Annotated in this window: 12 protein-coding genes; 3 read left to right on the forward strand and 9 right to left on the reverse strand. The window is 44.9% G+C overall.

The genetic code is table 11. From position 1 onward, the window contains the following. Positions 1–4: 4 nt before the first annotated feature. On the forward strand, positions 5–322 hold the full coding sequence (locus tag BM528_RS07480; protein WP_071979350.1) for a helix-turn-helix domain-containing protein: 318 nt from the start codon (positions 5–7) through the stop codon (positions 320–322). A gap of 109 nt (positions 323–431) precedes the next feature. Here the strand turns inward: BM528_RS07480 and pta are convergent, their stop codons facing one another. Both pta and BM528_RS07490 read right to left on the reverse strand, forming a co-directional pair. After that, entirely contained in the window at positions 432–2573 is a 2142-nt protein-coding gene (pta, locus tag BM528_RS07485; protein ID WP_071979351.1) for a phosphate acetyltransferase, read from the reverse strand. A 27-nt stretch (positions 2574–2600) separates the two neighbouring features. After that, positions 2601–3782 carry an acetate kinase gene (locus BM528_RS07490; RefSeq protein WP_071979352.1) on the reverse strand — a complete coding sequence of 394 codons (1182 nt, stop codon included), beginning with the start codon at positions 3780–3782 and terminating at the stop codon, positions 2601–2603. A gap of 328 nt (positions 3783–4110) precedes the next feature. Between BM528_RS07490 and BM528_RS07495 the strand changes: the two genes are divergently transcribed. Then, a complete protein-coding gene (locus BM528_RS07495; protein ID WP_071979353.1) occupies positions 4111–4566 on the forward strand; it encodes an Hsp20 family protein in 456 nt (151 codons plus the stop codon). 69 nt (positions 4567–4635) lie between these two features. Here the strand turns inward: BM528_RS07495 and BM528_RS07500 are convergent, their stop codons facing one another. The 5 genes from BM528_RS07500 to dapB form a co-directional block, all read right to left on the reverse strand. Further along, the gene (locus BM528_RS07500; RefSeq protein WP_071979354.1) at positions 4636–5178 is read right to left on the reverse strand and encodes an NUDIX domain-containing protein; all 543 of its coding nucleotides are present in this window, start codon (positions 5176–5178) and stop codon (positions 4636–4638) included. Positions 5179–5330: 152 nt separating this feature from the next. Continuing rightward, positions 5331–5807: a transcription elongation factor GreA gene (greA, locus tag BM528_RS07505; RefSeq protein WP_071979355.1), complete on the reverse strand. Its 477-nt coding sequence runs from the start codon at positions 5805–5807 to the stop codon at positions 5331–5333. Between the two features lie 118 nt (positions 5808–5925). Next, positions 5926–9147 carry a carbamoyl-phosphate synthase large subunit gene (gene carB / locus BM528_RS07510; RefSeq protein ID WP_071979356.1) on the reverse strand — a complete coding sequence of 1074 codons (3222 nt, stop codon included), beginning with the start codon at positions 9145–9147 and terminating at the stop codon, positions 5926–5928. Between the two features lie 12 nt (positions 9148–9159). After that, positions 9160–10290, reverse strand: a complete 1131-nt coding sequence (gene carA / locus BM528_RS07515) for a glutamine-hydrolyzing carbamoyl-phosphate synthase small subunit (RefSeq protein WP_071979357.1) — start codon at positions 10288–10290, stop codon at positions 9160–9162. 417 nt (positions 10291–10707) lie between these two features. After that, on the reverse strand, positions 10708–11511 hold the full coding sequence (gene dapB, locus BM528_RS07520) for a 4-hydroxy-tetrahydrodipicolinate reductase (protein ID WP_071979358.1): 804 nt from the start codon (positions 11509–11511) through the stop codon (positions 10708–10710). Between the two features lie 325 nt (positions 11512–11836). Between dapB and BM528_RS07525 the strand changes: the two genes are divergently transcribed. Then, the gene (locus tag BM528_RS07525) at positions 11837–12547 is read left to right on the forward strand and encodes a cytochrome b/b6 domain-containing protein (protein WP_071981209.1); all 711 of its coding nucleotides are present in this window, start codon (positions 11837–11839) and stop codon (positions 12545–12547) included. A 78-nt stretch (positions 12548–12625) separates the two neighbouring features. Here the strand turns inward: BM528_RS07525 and BM528_RS07530 are convergent, their stop codons facing one another. Both BM528_RS07530 and BM528_RS07535 read right to left on the reverse strand, forming a co-directional pair. Next, positions 12626–14527 carry a propionyl-CoA synthetase gene (locus tag BM528_RS07530; protein WP_071979359.1) on the reverse strand — a complete coding sequence of 634 codons (1902 nt, stop codon included), beginning with the start codon at positions 14525–14527 and terminating at the stop codon, positions 12626–12628. A gap of 188 nt (positions 14528–14715) precedes the next feature. Continuing rightward, entirely contained in the window at positions 14716–15213 is a 498-nt protein-coding gene (locus BM528_RS07535; RefSeq protein WP_071979360.1) for a c-type cytochrome, read from the reverse strand. Between the last annotated feature and the right edge of the window lie 86 nt (positions 15214–15299).

Here is a 15299-nt window from a genome sequence, read left to right on the forward strand (position 1 = left end):
AAACATGGAAGTTAATGCAGCATTTATTAAACAAAAAAGAACAAAAAACGGTTGGACTCAGCAACACTTAGCCGATGCATGTAGCGTGAGCTTAAGAACCATACAACGTGTTGAGCGCTATGGCCAAGCCTCTAATGAAACCGTTGCCAGCCTTTCCTCAGTATTTGAGGTAGAAAGAGCAGAGATTATCGAGTTTTCAGAAGAAACAGATGCCTCTTCGGTTCAGGATAGAAAATTATCGCTATTGAATACGCATCTCATCGGCTATTTGTGCGGCCTGATAAGCGGTATTGTCATCACTTATTTAGCTCATTCTGGATAATAAATGACACAAAAGCGCCATAACCGAACAGGAAAGACCAAACGGACATAGCGCTTGTTAACTTTGAGGCTTGAACTTATTAAGTTCAAGCCTCTTACTCACCTTAAAATCAGCTACCGCCTTCGGCCTGAATAGCCGTTAGGGCAATAGTAAATACGATGTCGTCGACCAATGCACCGCGACTTAAATCGTTAACGGGCTTGCGCATACCTTGCAGCATGGGGCCAATACACACTAAGTCGAAACTACGCTGAACTGCTTTGTAAGTGGTATTTCCCGTATTTAAATCTGGGAACACAAATACATTCGCTTTACCCGCCACTGGGCTGTTGGGGGCTTTGCTTTTACCTACACTTTCAATGGCGGCTGCATCGTATTGCAATGGGCCGTCAATAAGTAAGTCTGGGCGCATAGATTTTGCAATTTCAGTTGCTTCTCGTACCTTTTCAACATCGCTACCTGCGCCTGACGTACCTGTGCTGTAGCTGATCATGGCCACTCTCGGTTCAATACCGAACATCTGCGCTGAGGTTGCAGACTGAATGGCGATATCGGCCAACTGCTGGGCATTCGGGTCGGGATTGATAGCACAGTCACCGTAAACCAATACTTGATCGGGCAGCAGCATGAAAAACACAGAAGAGACTAACGACGCATTTTCCGCGGTTTTAATCAGCTGTAACGCGGGTCGAATAGTATTTGCGGTGGTGTTCACCGCTCCAGATACCAACCCGTCTACGTGATCTTGCTGCAACATCATAGTGCCCAAGGTTACATTATCTTGCAGTAACTCATTGGCCACTACATCAGTTACGCCTTTGTGTCCTCTTAGCTGAACAAGCCCCTCAACGTAATCGCCGCGAACATTATCTGGCGAGAGAATTTCAACGCCTTCGCTTAACACCACACCTTGCTGCTCGGCAATACGTCGAATTTCGTTTTCATCACCTAATAAAACAGGTCTTGCTAACCCTCTACTTGCACAAATAGATGCTGCAACAACTGTACGAGGTTCATTTCCCTCGGGCAGCACAATGCGCTTATTCACCTGACGCGCGCGATTAGTCAAATAGTAACGGAATGCTGATGGCGAGAGTTTGCGCTGACGAGAGACTTTATCCGTTAGCGATGTTACCCAGGCGGCATCAAGGCTTTCTGCTGTATGCACCATCACCTTTTCGATACGCTGGCTATCGTCTACCGGCACTTCTTGGTTAAATGCGTGCAGGTTTTGCGCAGTCTGCCAGGTGTTAGTGTTAACTAACATCACAGGCAATCCTGTCTCCATTGCCTGACTGCACAGCGCCATAATATTTTCATCCGGCTCGTAGCCGCCAGTAAGCAGCAAAGCTCCTAACTTAGTGCCGTTTAGCGCGGCAAGACAACAAGATACAAACACATCGCTTCTGTCACCTGATAGCACCAGCAATGCACCAGGCTTTAACGTGTGCGCCATATTGTGAATTTCTCGAGCACAAAAGGTCACGCTACTCAGTCGGCGTTTGTCCATATCGCCTTCGTTTAGTGACGTGGCATTTAGATGCTTTGCCACATCAATCGCTCGAGGAGAGACAAGCTCAGCACTCCAATCAATCATGCCTAAAAGACTGAGACCCTTGTTGAAAATAGGCAGTTCTTTCAGTGCAAGTGATCGCGCTTCGTCGTGTTCAGGCTTATCGATTACGCCAATATCGGCTCGCAATCTACCGTGTTCATCAAAGGGCGCATTCACTTTATTGAAAATACATCCCACCACTTTTTGGCTCTTATGCCCGCCATAAGTGTCTACCACTATTTCTAATCTATGATTGATATCAACAGTGTCGTCGTTACCGGGAACCGCCACAAAAACGATATCAGCATCTAACGCGCGACTTATCTCTAAGTTCAATCGCTCTGCGTAGGGGTGATGCCGGGTAGTAACCAGCCCTTCGATAACGGTGACTGCGTCTCGCTCGCTATTGTTCTCGAAGCGTTCAATAATTTCTTCAAGCAACTCGTCGGTATTGTCATTACCTATCATTCGCTCAACATATTCAAGTTTGAACGGCGATATAGGTGTAACACTGGCATGGTGAGCAATAATTGCCGTTGAGCGTTCTTCGCCTTTGTCTCCGCGACGAGGCTGGGCAACGGGTTTAAAAAAGTTAAGCTTTATACCCTGCTCTTCTATAGCGCGAACAAGGCCCATGCTAACCGTCGTTAACCCTACGCTTGAGCCAACGGGAATTAGCATTATTTTGCGAGACATAATTTCTCCTGCTTTAAAGGCAAATTTCTAAGCGAATGTGGCTGCTTCAGCAGCAATCACCCACTCTTCGTTAGTGGGCACAACAAAAACGGTTTTCGACGATGAAGAAGACGTAATTTCGCCTCCTTTGCCGAAACGCGCATCGAGGTTCTTTTGCTCATCTAATGTGACACCTAGGTGAGCAAAATAACTCATCGTAGTTTCACGTATCAGCGATGAGTTTTCACCTATGCCACCAGTGAAAACAATGGCGTCGAGTGAAGGCGTTGCGATAAGGTAGCTAGCAATATATTTTGCCAACCTGTAGCAGAAAATTTCGATAGCAAGTAGCGCACCTTCGTGGCCTTTTTCAGCCTCTTCTTCAAGCGTTCTGCAGTCGTTACTCAGTTCTGAAATACCCAAAAGCCCCGATTGTTTGTTGAGTAAATCGTTAATCTCATCGGCTGTTTTACCCAGCTTTTTTTGAAGTGTGCCGGGTAAACTAGGGTCCATATCTCCACATCTTGTGCCCATCACCAAACCTTCAAGAGGCGTGAAACCTAAGCTGGTGTCTACTGCTTTACCTTTTTCAATGGCAGTTACGCTACATCCATTTCCTAGGTGAGCACTAATAATACTGGTTTCTTCTACCGGCTTATCGAGCAATTTAGCGGCACTGTCGAGAATGAATTTATGGCTTGTGCCGTGAAAACCGTAGCGACGAATTCCATGTTCTTTGTATAAACGCATGGGTAGGGCGTAGATATACGCTTTTTGCGGCATGCTTTGGAAAAACGATGTGTCGAACACGCATACATGGGGTAGATTTGGGTATGCCTTTTGCGCTGTCACTATGCCTTTTAAATTGGCTAAGTTATGCAGCGGCGCCATACTGGCGTAGTCCTCTACGGCCGCGAGTACCTCGTTATCAACTAACGCAGCCTCTTTAAACTTTTCTCCGCCGTGAACAACACGGTGACCTACTGCGATGGGTTTTACGCCAGTATCTTCAATAATCTTTGAAATCGCATTCAGTGCTTCGGTGTGTCCAGCATTGTCAGTTAATGAAAATGAGTTTTTTTCACCATTTAATTTATACGTTAGGCTGGCATCCGTATTACCTAAGCTTTCTGCCAAACCAGACAAACCGGCCTTACCGGTAACGGCATCAATAATGGCAAACTTAACAGATGAACTTCCACAATTTAAAACAACAACGTCTTTATTCATAACCTTATTCGTATTTTTCTCAACGCATTTAATCTGCGTGGATTGTAGCATTTATAAACAAGCACGTTGGTTAATGTATTGCTAAATGTTTTTAGCAAAAGTGTCACACAGAAAAACGCAAAAAATCTTATCAATAAAAAAACACTAAAATTCATACACTTAAATCATAAGTGAAAAATATTTTTGAAAAAATGTCATTTTTTTCTTGAAAAGGTTTTGGCTAATCCCATATATGAATTGTCGGCGCTGAAAGGTCAGGTCGCCAACACTGCCGCCGCACGTCGGGGCAACATTTTTAAACATATTGCTTTATTTTGAGGATATGACTATGCGCACTATCGATCTATCTCCACTTTACCGTTCATTCATCGGTTCAGACCATCTTGCTTCTCTTGTAGACGCCGCCGCGCGCTCTGAGAAACAAAGCACCTATCCGCCATACAACATCGAGTTACTCAGCGATGACAAATATCGCGTCACCATGGCAATAGCGGGTTTTAGCAAGGATGATGTCACCATCCAAGTTGAAGAAAATACGTTAACCATTACCGGCAATAAAAAAGTTGAAGGTAAAGAAAATGCTGAGCGTAAATACCTGCATAAAGGTATTTCGGAGCGAAATTTTGAACGTAAATTCCAGCTAGGCGACCATGTAAAAGTATTGGCTGCTGATATGGAAAATGGCCTTCTACATATCGATATGGAGCGAGTCATTCCAGACGCTAAGAAACCACGCACCATTGAAATAGGGTCGCGACTGCTAGAGAACGAACGCTCTCAATAGCAACCTAATATTTGTGTGAGTTTCCCTGTTTTTAACGGCGCCCTTTGGCGCCGTTTTTTGTGTCTTCTTCTAGCCTAAAAACCCCTTCAAGCTCGCAAGCCCAAATGCGTTGCAGCTAGAAGCATCTTTAATGTCTCCAGCAATGATTTTGTTTTTAAAGTCTGTCAGCGACATTTTTATCACTTTAAGATCTTCTTCCTCACGGTCGAGCTCTTGCTCTCCCTGGCTCAAGTCGGAAGCCACAAATATATGGTACCCCTGATTGCAGAAGCCATAAGCGAGATATTGAAAACCTACATACTCCATTTTGCCAGCGCGTAAACCTGTTTCTTCTCTTAACTCCCCCGCTGCTAGCTCTAACGGCGACGAGTCTGGCTTATCTTCCCAAGCCCCTTGTGGAAATTCTATTTGCCGCTCGCCAATGGTGTAACGATATTGCTCTACCAGATAAACATGGTCATCTTCGATAGGAATGATAATGGCAAAATCAGGTTTTTCGACAACACCATAGATGCCTTCATTACCGCTTGCTCGTAAAATTTTATCTTCTCTTACGGTTAACCACTTATTCTGATAAACAATTTTACTGTCTAGGGTTTCAATGTCTTTCATACATATCCTTATAAGAGCTAACAAAAACGCCGAGCATGTGCTCGGCGTTTTATATAATGTCCACAACTTGTTGCGTCACAGTCTGTGTCACATCATTTCATCAAATCTTTGCTTGAGTGCATATTGCTTCAAAAGACCGACTTGACGCTCTTTTAGATGTACTCAACTTCAATGATTTCAACTTCAACGCTACCAGCCGGGGTTTGAATAGTAACCGTATCGTCAAGCTCTTTACCAATAAGGCCTCGGGCTATTGGCGAGTTTACCGAGATAAGGTTGTTCTTAATGTCGGCTTCATCGTCGCCCACTATGCGATAAGTTGTCTCTTCTTCAGTGTCGACATTTAAAATAGTCACCGTGGTACCAAAGATAACTTTACCCGTGTTTTCCATTTTCGTGACATCGATAATTTGAGCATTAGATAGCTTACCTTCAATGTCTTGAATACGCCCTTCGCAAAAGCTCTGTTGCTCTCTTGCAGCATGATACTCAGCGTTTTCTTTCAAATCACCATGTTCACGCGCTTCCGCAATAGACTCGATAATACGAGGACGTGTTTTTGTTTTAAGCTCGTTTAATTCGTCACGGAGCATTTGAGCACCGTGCGCTGTCATTGGATACTGACTCATGAATACAGTCTCGCCTAGCTAAGTGTTTTTAACAGAAAAGTGCGCCGTATTGGCGCACTTTTAATGGTTTCACAAAAGTATAATATAACTAGGATACCTCGTATCCTAGCTCATGTCATTAGTGATTAATTCGAGCGTGTAGTTCTTGAACTGATGCCACTTTATTGCGATCGTCAGCCGACTTCGCACGTATAGTTGCAAACGCTGCATTCATTGTCGTGGTGTAAGTTACTTTGTTAAGTAACGCTTCGCGACGAATGTAGACAGAATCAGTAATTGCTTGGCGACCTTCTGTTGTATTAATCAAATAGGCATATTCGCCATTTTTGATAGCATCAACAATGTTTGGACGACCTTCAGAAAGTTTATTAACCACTGAACTCATAATACCGGCATCATAAAGCGTGGTTGCGGTACCGCGTGTCGCTTCTATGCTAAACCCGGCCTCAACCAATGCTTTTGCAAATTCAATAATTTTGTTTTTATCTGTATCACGAACAGAGATTAGTGCTTTACCGCTTTTAGGCAGTGGCGCACCAGCACCTAGGTTGGCTTTAGCGTACGCTTCTTCAAACGTGTCGCCCACACCCATTACCTCACCCGTAGAGCGCATTTCTGGCCCTAATAGTGGATCAACACCTTGGAACTTAGCGAAAGGAAGCACCACTTCTTTTACTGAGAAGAACGGCGGAATAATTTCCTCAGTCACTCCCTGCTCTTCCAAACTAACCCCTGCCATAGCGCGAGCCGCAACTTTCGCTAGTGGCACACCCGTAGCCTTTGATACGAAAGGCACTGTACGTGCGGCACGTGGGTTAACTTCGATAAGATACACTTCACCATCTTTAATGGCGAACTGAGTATTCATTAACCCTATAACACCAAGTTCTAACGCCATGGCTTTAACTTGCTCACGCATTGTGTTTTGAATATCTGCAGAAAGCGAGTGTGGCGGAAGTGAACATGCAGAGTCACCTGAGTGAACACCGGCTTGCTCGATATGCTCCATAATACCGCCGATCACAACGTCTTTTCCGTCGCATATCGCGTCAATATCAACTTCTATTGCATCGTCAAGGAAACGGTCTAGCAGCACTGGGGCGTCGTTCGATACCTTAACGGCTTCGTTTAAGTAACGTTTAAGATCTTTAAGATCGTAAACAATTTCCATTGCACGACCGCCGAGTACATAAGAAGGACGCACTACTAGTGGGAAGCCGATTTCTTCAGCCATCGCTAGTGCTTGCTCTACATTGGTAACGGTTGAGTTAGCAGGTTGCTTTAGGTCAAGCTTGTTAACCATTTGCTGAAAACGCTCACGGTCTTCCGCTCTGTCTATTGCGTCAGGCGATGTCCCCATAATTGGTACACCAGCAGCTTCAAGGGCACGCGCTAATTTTAGCGGCGTTTGGCCACCGTATTGCACAATTACGCCTTTCGGCTTTTCTTTATCAACAATTTCCAACACGTCTTCAAGGGTTACCGGTTCGAAATAAAGTCGATCTGATGTGTCGTAATCGGTTGAGACCGTTTCGGGGTTACAGTTAACCATAATGGTTTCGTAACCGTCTTCACGCATAGATAAAGCTGCGTGAACACAGCAGTAATCGAACTCAATACCCTGTCCAATTCGGTTAGGACCGCCACCAATAACCATGATTTTTTCACGGTCTGTTGGCTCTGCCTCACACTCTTCATCGTAGGTGGAATACATGTAGGCGGTGCTGGTAGAAAACTCTGCAGCACAGGTATCTACACGTTTGTACACCGGCGAAATACCAAAGCCTCTGCGTGCCTCACGAACGTCACTTTCTGCAACCTTGGTAAGTTCAGCAAGTCGAGAATCAGAGAATCCTTTGCGTTTAAGTAAGCGCATTAGGTCAGCATCGATTCCAGGAAGTCCTAGCTCAGCAACTTTTGCTTCGTCTTTAATCAGGTCTTCTAATTGCACCAAGTACCAGCGATCGATGTTTGTAAGGTCAAACACTTCATCTACGCTCATGCCCATGCGGAATGCATCACCAATGTACCAGATTCGCTCGGCACCAGGTTGGCGTAGCTCGTAAATCACCTTATTGCGCGACTCTGGATCTTCAAGGTCCACCATAGAGTTAAGGCCGTTGGCGCCTACTTCCAAACCACGAAGGGCTTTTTGTAGAGATTCTTGCTGATTACGCCCGATAGCCATCACTTCGCCTACAGACTTCATTTGCGTAGTTAAACGGTCGTTGGCACCGGCAAATTTTTCGAAGTTAAAGCGAGGAATTTTAGTGACTACATAATCGATTGACGGCTCGAATGACGCAGGCGTTAAACCACCTGTGATGTCGTTGGCCAGCTCATCTAGGGTATAACCTACTGCTAGTTTCGCCGCTACTTTAGCGATAGGGAAACCTGTTGCTTTAGAGGCTAACGCCGAAGAGCGAGAAACTCGAGGGTTCATTTCGATGATTACCATACGCCCAGTTTTGGGGTCTACACCAAACTGTACGTTTGAACCACCCGTCTCAACACCAATTTCACGAAGTACAGCCATGGCTGCATTTCGCATAATTTGAAATTCTTTGTCGGTGAGTGTCTGTGCCGGCGCTACAGTAATTGAATCGCCGGTGTGAACGCCCATAGGGTCGAAGTTTTCAATGGTACATACAATAATGCAGTTATCTGCTTTATCGCGAACCACTTCCATTTCATACTCTTTCCAACCAAGTAACGATTCATCGATTAGAAGCTCGTTTGTTGGCGAAAGGTCGAGGCCTCGAGTACAAATTTCGTTGAATTCATCAATGTTGTAGGCAATACCGCCGCCTGTTCCGCCCATTGTAAACGATGGACGAATGATGCATGGAAAGCCGATACGGCTTAGCACATCGTGTGCTTCATCCATGGTGTGAGCAATTTCTGCGCGAGGACACTCAAGACCAATGTTTTTCATTGCCGTGTCGAAACGCTCGCGGTTTTCTGCTTTGTCGATAGCGTCTGCAGTTGCGCCAATAAGCTCGCAACCAAACTCTTTAAGCACACCGTGCTTGTCTAGTTCTAGCGCGCAGTTCAGTGCAGTTTGTCCGCCCATGGTTGGCAAAACCGCGTCTGGGCGCTCTTTTTCAATAATTTTGCGAACGACTTCCCAGTGAATTGGCTCAATGTAGGTAGCATCGGCCATTTCTGGGTCGGTCATTATGGTTGCTGGATTAGAGTTAACCAGAATAACGCGGTATCCCTCTTCCCGCAGTGCTTTACACGCTTGAGCGCCTGAATAATCAAATTCGCAGGCCTGGCCAATAACAATAGGGCCAGCACCTATAATAAGAATACTTTTTATGTCGGTACGTTTTGGCATGTCGGCTAGTTCCTACTGCTTGTGTTGTTCAATAAGTTCAATGAAGTGGTCGAATAACGGCGCAGCTTCGTGAGGACCTGGGCTCGCTTCAGGGTGCCCCTGAAAACTAAACGCGGGCTTATCGGTACGATGAATACCCTGCAACGACTTATCGAACAATGAAACGTGCGTAACTTCTAGGTTATCTGGCAGACTAGATTCATCAACCGCAAAACCGTGGTTTTGACTGGTTATCATTACCACGTTACGTTTTAGGTCTTTTACTGGGTGGTTTGCACCGTGATGACCAAACTTCATTTTAGCGGTAGTCGCGCCACTCGCTAACGCAAGCAACTGATGTCCTAGACAAATACCGAATACCGGCGTGCCTGTTTCAACAATAGTTTTAATAGCTTCGATGGCGTAATCGCACGGCTCTGGATCGCCAGGTCCGTTTGATAAAAATACACCGTCTGGATTCATGGCAAGTACATCATCCGCTGGCGTTTGGGCAGGTACCAAGGTTATTTTGCAACCGCGGTCAGCAAGCATGCGAAGAATATTATGCTTAACGCCATAGTCGTAGGCCACAACGTGATATTTACTTTCACTTGGCGTTACGTAGCCTTTACCAAGTTCCCAGCTTCCTTCTGTCCAAGTTTTCGGCTCTGTGATACTGACTACTTTGGCCAGATCCATCCCTTTAAGCCCAGGAAATGCTTTCGCTTGCTCTAGAGCACTAGACTCGTCTAATTCATCAGTGCAAATGATACATCCATTTTGCGCGCCTTTATCTCGAAGTATGCGAGTGAGACGGCGAGTATCAATATCTGCAATACCTACAACGCCTTTCGCTTTGAGGTATTCAGACAAGGATTGCTGTTGACGAAAGTTACTGGCAACAAGTGGTAAATCACGAATGATAAGGCCTTTAGACCAGATTTTGTCTGCTTCGACGTCTTCTGAGTTAGTGCCGGTGTTGCCAATGTGTGGATAGGTAAGGGTGATGATTTGTTCAGCGTAAGATGGGTCGGTAAGAATTTCTTGGTAGCCTGTCATGGAAGTATTGAAAACTACTTCTCCAACAGAACAGCCAGCGGCACCAATAGCAGTACCTTTAAAAACAGAACCGTCCTCTAACACCAAAAGGGCAGAATGAGCCAAGTCAACCTCCAGATTAAGGATAACTATGTGTTTGTGCAGTTTTTTGCACAAACCCCACAAAAAACGGGAGGTAATGATAACAATACTTCCCGTTTCACGATCTTTGCAGCTAATAAAACCGCGCTCTACAGACGTTTTATTAGCTAAGAATACGAAATTCTGGCAAATTCCGGCGAGTATACATTACTCACCGAAAATGTCTAATTTATTTGTAATAATTTAATAAAATAAACCTTATAACACCTTTTTTACACTAAACCATCGAAAGTAGTGCTTAGTGCTCAAATATAGTGCAACTGTAGTACAATAAGGGCAAGCGGTGTTATTGCTATAAATTTACTGTTATTGCATTTTCGTGCGCATAGTCCATGCAAAACAGACAGTTACGCACGCCACTCGCCGATTTCATTCAAGCTTTTATAGTTTCAGATTTAGTACGTCTGACATGGAGTATAGTCCAGGTTTCTGACCGCACAACCATTTGGCCGCATGAACGGCTCCTTTGGCAAAGGTTAGCCTACTCGACGCCTTGTGCGTAATTTCGAGTCGCTCGCCTATGTCAGCAAAAAGCGCAGTGTGTTCTCCCACAATATCTCCCGCTCTGACAGTGGCGAAGCCAATGGTACCCTGATCTCGCTCAGGCTCTTTACCTTCTCGGCCGTATACAGCACAGGTACTTAAGTCTCTTCCTAACTCTTCAGCAATTGCTTCACCAATAGCCATAGCGGTGCCAGACGGAGCATCTTGCTTGAACCTGTGATGTGCCTCTGTAATCTCGATATCGGCGGTTTCGCCAAGAACACTGGCAGCTTGTTTTACTAGTGAAAGCATAAGGTTCACGCCTACACTGTAGTTGGCAGCAAAAACAATTGGAATTTGTTTCGCGGCCTCATCAAGAGCATTGAGCTGCTGTTTATTCAATCCCGTTGTGCCAATGACAACAGGCGTTTTATTATCTACACACCAAGCCAGATTTGTCTCTATGATAGATGGCAGGGTGAAGTCAATCATGACATCTGCGTCGCTGCCGGTTAATGTAGAAAAGCCAGAACAATTAATAGGTTTTTTACCTATGCCTGCCAACTCTCCCACGTTCATTCCCACCCATGGAGAATTATCTCTTACTGTTGCAACGCTAAGCTCAGCATCTTCGTTTAAGTCGAGAGCCTCTATTAACACTCTACCCATTCGCCCGTTAGCGCCAAATAATCCAACTTTCATGCTCAATCTTATTCATCAATATTCAACTTGCCCACATTTTGCCAAATGCACTCGCTAATGCAATGTGATTATGAGAATAATTATGCTGACTATTAAGGCGTGTTGATTAAAGGAGTAAGTTTACGGCAAGCATTCGCCATTGCGTTCAGTGGTTAAATTAAACGTTTATTCAAACTAATTATCCTTTTCTCATATTTAACCATGACGTTTGGTTAAAAATTTGCATATCATAGACGTTTATCTAGCACGATAGACAGGCGACACCAAGAGAGTGTTGATGCATGCTTCTCCCTCATCGAATAAAGATTCAAAGAAAACATACATTATGAAAAAAAAGCTTATTTGGGATTTACCTACTCGCCTTTTTCACTGGCTGCTGGTTGCCAGTATTCTTGGGCAATATGTCACCGCTGAATTGCTTGATGATGCTGTTCAGTGGCATTTTTACATTGGGTACTTCACGTTAGGGCTCATTGTGTTCAGAGTACTTTGGGGCATTTGGGGGCCTAAGTACGCCAAGTTTAGCGGGTTCGTTAAAGGTCCTGTGGCAGTATTGGAGTATGCCAAAAGCCTGTTCGATAGAGATAGCCTGCCATCGGTGGGGCACAATCCGTTGGGAGGCTGGTTTGTATTACTCATGATAACACTGGTGCTCATTCAGGCCGTTTCAGGGCTATTTATGACCGACGATATCTTTCTAGACGGTCCTCTCAGAGGGATGGCAAATAGCGATGTATTGGAGATAATGAGTAGTTTGCATCACCTGGCATTTGATACGCTCATTTATGTTATTGCATTACATATTGGCGCAAGTGTTTTTCACACGGTTTTCAAAAGACAGAAATTGATCCCGCCTATGATTAACGGCAATAAAATGATGCCCGAAGACGAGGAGCAGTACTATGGCGAGCCGCAAGGCATTGAGCACTCAAAATTAGCCAGAGCCATAGTAATTGCAATCCTTTCTGCGGCTATCGTTTACGTGGTGGTAGAGGTCATTCCTCCAGAGCCCTCTGTAGGCCAGTATTATTACTAGTTACCGATACCAATCCGCATATTACGTTAATTTTTTGTCCGAGCTTTAATAATTTGGCACCTAGGTGCTAAATTGCAGCTAAACGTTAACTGCTTCTACCAACCCTTTGTCTCGCATTAATGCGGCTATTTCGTCAACACTGCTTGGATCATCAATGGTAGAGGGCACTGAAATTGGCTCGTCTGCCGCAATCTGTCGCAGTAGTTTACGAAGAATTTTGCCCGACCTGGTTTTTGGCAAACGCTTAACAACAATAGCGCGCTTAAAACAGGCTACTGGGCCAATACTCTGCCTAACCTGGGCAACGAGTTCTTTTTCCAGTTCCGACTCTTCAATATTGGCTCCATCTTTCAAAAGCACTAAACCAACTGGAAGTTGACCTTTTAGGGCGTCGTTAATGCCAATAACGCTGCACTCTGCGATAGCGGGATGAGCAGCAAGCACCTCTTCCATTTCACCTGTGGACAATCGATGCCCTGCCACATTAATAACGTCGTCGGTGCGACCCATAATAAATACGTAGCCCTCATCATCAATATAGCCGTTGTCTCCAGTGCTGTAATAGCCCTCAAACTCTCTTAGATAACCGTTGACCAAGCGAGAGTGATCTTGCCAAATTGTCGACAAGCAGCCTGGAGGTAGAGGTAACTGTATAGCAATAGAGCCTTTTTCACCCGGCTCAGCTTCGGTGTTTGGTCCCTTAAGCACCTTAACATTGAACCCTGGAGTGGGGACACTAGACGAGCCTGGCTTAGTTGCCATGGGCTCAATACCCATAGGATTTGAGCAAATTGGCCAACCTGTTTCGGTTTGCCACCAGTGGTCTACTACGGGCTTATTTGTCTTCTCTAGAGTCCAATAATACGTTGGCGGATCTAACCGCTCTCCCGCCATAAATATTGTTCGCAAGCTGGACAAGTCGTACTGCTTTATAAATTCGCCCTCGGGGTCTTCTTTACGTATGGCTCGAAAAGCAGTAGGCGCGGCAAATAAGATATTGATGCTATGGCGCTCTATCATTCGCCAAAATGCCCCTGCGTCTGGTGTGCCCACAGGTTTGCCTTCATACATCACTGATGTTGCGCCTTTTATCAGTGGACCGTACACAATATAAGAGTGCCCTACTACCCAGCCAACATCTGAAGCCGCCCAAAATATATCGTTTTTATCAATTCCATACAGTGCCCCCATAGAATAATGAAGTGCTACTGCATGGCCGCCATTGTCTCTTACCACGCCCTTCGGCTTGCCCGTTGTGCCTGAGGTGTAAAGAATATAGAGCGGGTCAGTAGCGTCTACTTTAACTGCACTAACGGGAGAGCTGTTTTCCATTAAAGAATGCCAGTCGTGATCAAAAGAAGAATCGAGCTCGGCATGCAGCTGTGGCCGTTGAAAAACAATACAGCCATTAGGTTTATGTGACGCGTTCTCAATAGCCTTGTCAACCAATGGCTTGTAAGGAATTTGCTTGGCCCCCTCAATACCGCAAGATGCGGTAATAATAAACGATGGAGTAGCATCATCTATTCGCACTGCCAATTCATTAGCTGCAAAACCGCCGAATACAACAGAATGGATAGCACCTAATCGAGCACAGGCAAGCATGGCAATTGCTGCCTGTGGGATCATAGGCATATAAACAATAACGCGGTCGCCTTTCGATACACCTAAGCCTTGAAGTCCACCCGCAAAAGTAGCAACTTCATTGAGCAATTCATTATAGGTATAGGTTCGCGTTGTATTCGTTACTGGAGAGTCGTATATAAGCGCAGCTTTTTCCCCGCGGCCCGCATTAATATGATGGTCAAGCGCGAGGTAACTGGTATTAAGCTGTCCGCCTTTAAACCACGATTGATAACCGTTCTCGGCGCTAGATATCGCTGTTTCAGGTGCTGAAAACCATTCAATGTTATGGGCTTTATCTAGCCAAAATTGTTCTGGAGAGGTTGTAGAGGCAATATATTCTTGTTTGTAGTTCATAACCAAATCCGTTGTAGAGTTCAAGACAACACTACTTCAGTATGACTATGGATGCTTATAAGACTTCAGGCTTATGCCTAGTAAGCATTTGTTTTACTTATTAAAATAACAAAGCTTAAAATAAAAAGGTTAGCAGAAAAAACTGCTAACCTTAATTGTGCTTTCACTTTGCAACAAAACAAGGTTACTTAGTCTTTTTTGTAATCGTCGTGACATGATTTACAACTAGCGCCAATTTTTCCTATAGCGCCGCGATAAGCGCTCTTATCCCCAGCGTCTAGTGCCGCTTGAAGTCCCTGTGCAGCAGCCTTAAGCGCAGCAACTTTAGTTTCAACGTCTGAAAAATTTTCCCAAATAGCGTCTTTTGCGCCAGTTTCAACATTGTATTCTCGCGTGTCTACTGAAAGGTAATCGCCCATCATAGATGCAAGCTGTTCTAGTCTGACAGCATTTGTTTGCATCACCGATTCATCGAAGGGTAAAGCGCCTTTTGCCATCCCGCCCAGTGGCCCCATGTTACTTCTTACTAACTGAAAAACAGATTGGCGATACTTGGTTGCCGCCTTTGCGTGTTTTTCAGACATTGCAGGCTTAACCTCTGCGGCTACTGCCTGGTTCAAGATTGCGACGTTTGAAAGTGCCACGCCAACTGCTGCCGCAATAATAGCTTTATTGATAAGTTTCATGCCTGTTCCCTTTTTAACACCGTGTGTTTTTTATTCATTAATGTGTCTTAGATAAATACGATTGCTTTTTGCGTAAGCCTGATTTT

The organism is Alteromonas sp. RW2A1 (genome assembly GCF_001886475.1).
Lineage (GTDB): Bacteria > Pseudomonadota > Gammaproteobacteria > Enterobacterales > Alteromonadaceae > Alteromonas > Alteromonas hispanica.

Bases quoted from the DNA above. Each gene is read 5' to 3' on its own strand.
- BM528_RS07480 (WP_071979350.1), top strand. From the start codon at position 5: ATGGAAGTTAATGCAGCATTTATTAAACAAAAAAGAACAAAAAACGGT.
- pta (WP_071979351.1), bottom strand. From the start codon at position 2,573: ATGTCTCGCAAAATAATGCTAATTCCCGTTGGCTCAAGCGTAGGGTTA.
- BM528_RS07490 (WP_071979352.1), bottom strand. From the start codon at position 3,782: ATGAATAAAGACGTTGTTGTTTTAAATTGTGGAAGTTCATCTGTTAAG.
- BM528_RS07495 (WP_071979353.1), top strand. From the start codon at position 4,111: ATGCGCACTATCGATCTATCTCCACTTTACCGTTCATTCATCGGTTCA.
- BM528_RS07500 (WP_071979354.1), bottom strand. From the start codon at position 5,178: ATGAAAGACATTGAAACCCTAGACAGTAAAATTGTTTATCAGAATAAG.
- greA (WP_071979355.1), bottom strand. From the start codon at position 5,807: ATGAGTCAGTATCCAATGACAGCGCACGGTGCTCAAATGCTCCGTGAC.
- carB (WP_071979356.1), bottom strand. From the start codon at position 9,147: ATGCCAAAACGTACCGACATAAAAAGTATTCTTATTATAGGTGCTGGC.
- dapB (WP_071979358.1), bottom strand. From the start codon at position 11,511: ATGAAAGTTGGATTATTTGGCGCTAACGGGCGAATGGGTAGAGTGTTA.
- BM528_RS07525 (WP_071981209.1), top strand. From the start codon at position 11,837: ATGAAAAAAAAGCTTATTTGGGATTTACCTACTCGCCTTTTTCACTGG.
- BM528_RS07530 (WP_071979359.1), bottom strand. From the start codon at position 14,527: ATGAACTACAAACAAGAATATATTGCCTCTACAACCTCTCCAGAACAA.
- BM528_RS07535 (WP_071979360.1), bottom strand. From the start codon at position 15,213: ATGAAACTTATCAATAAAGCTATTATTGCGGCAGCAGTTGGCGTGGCA.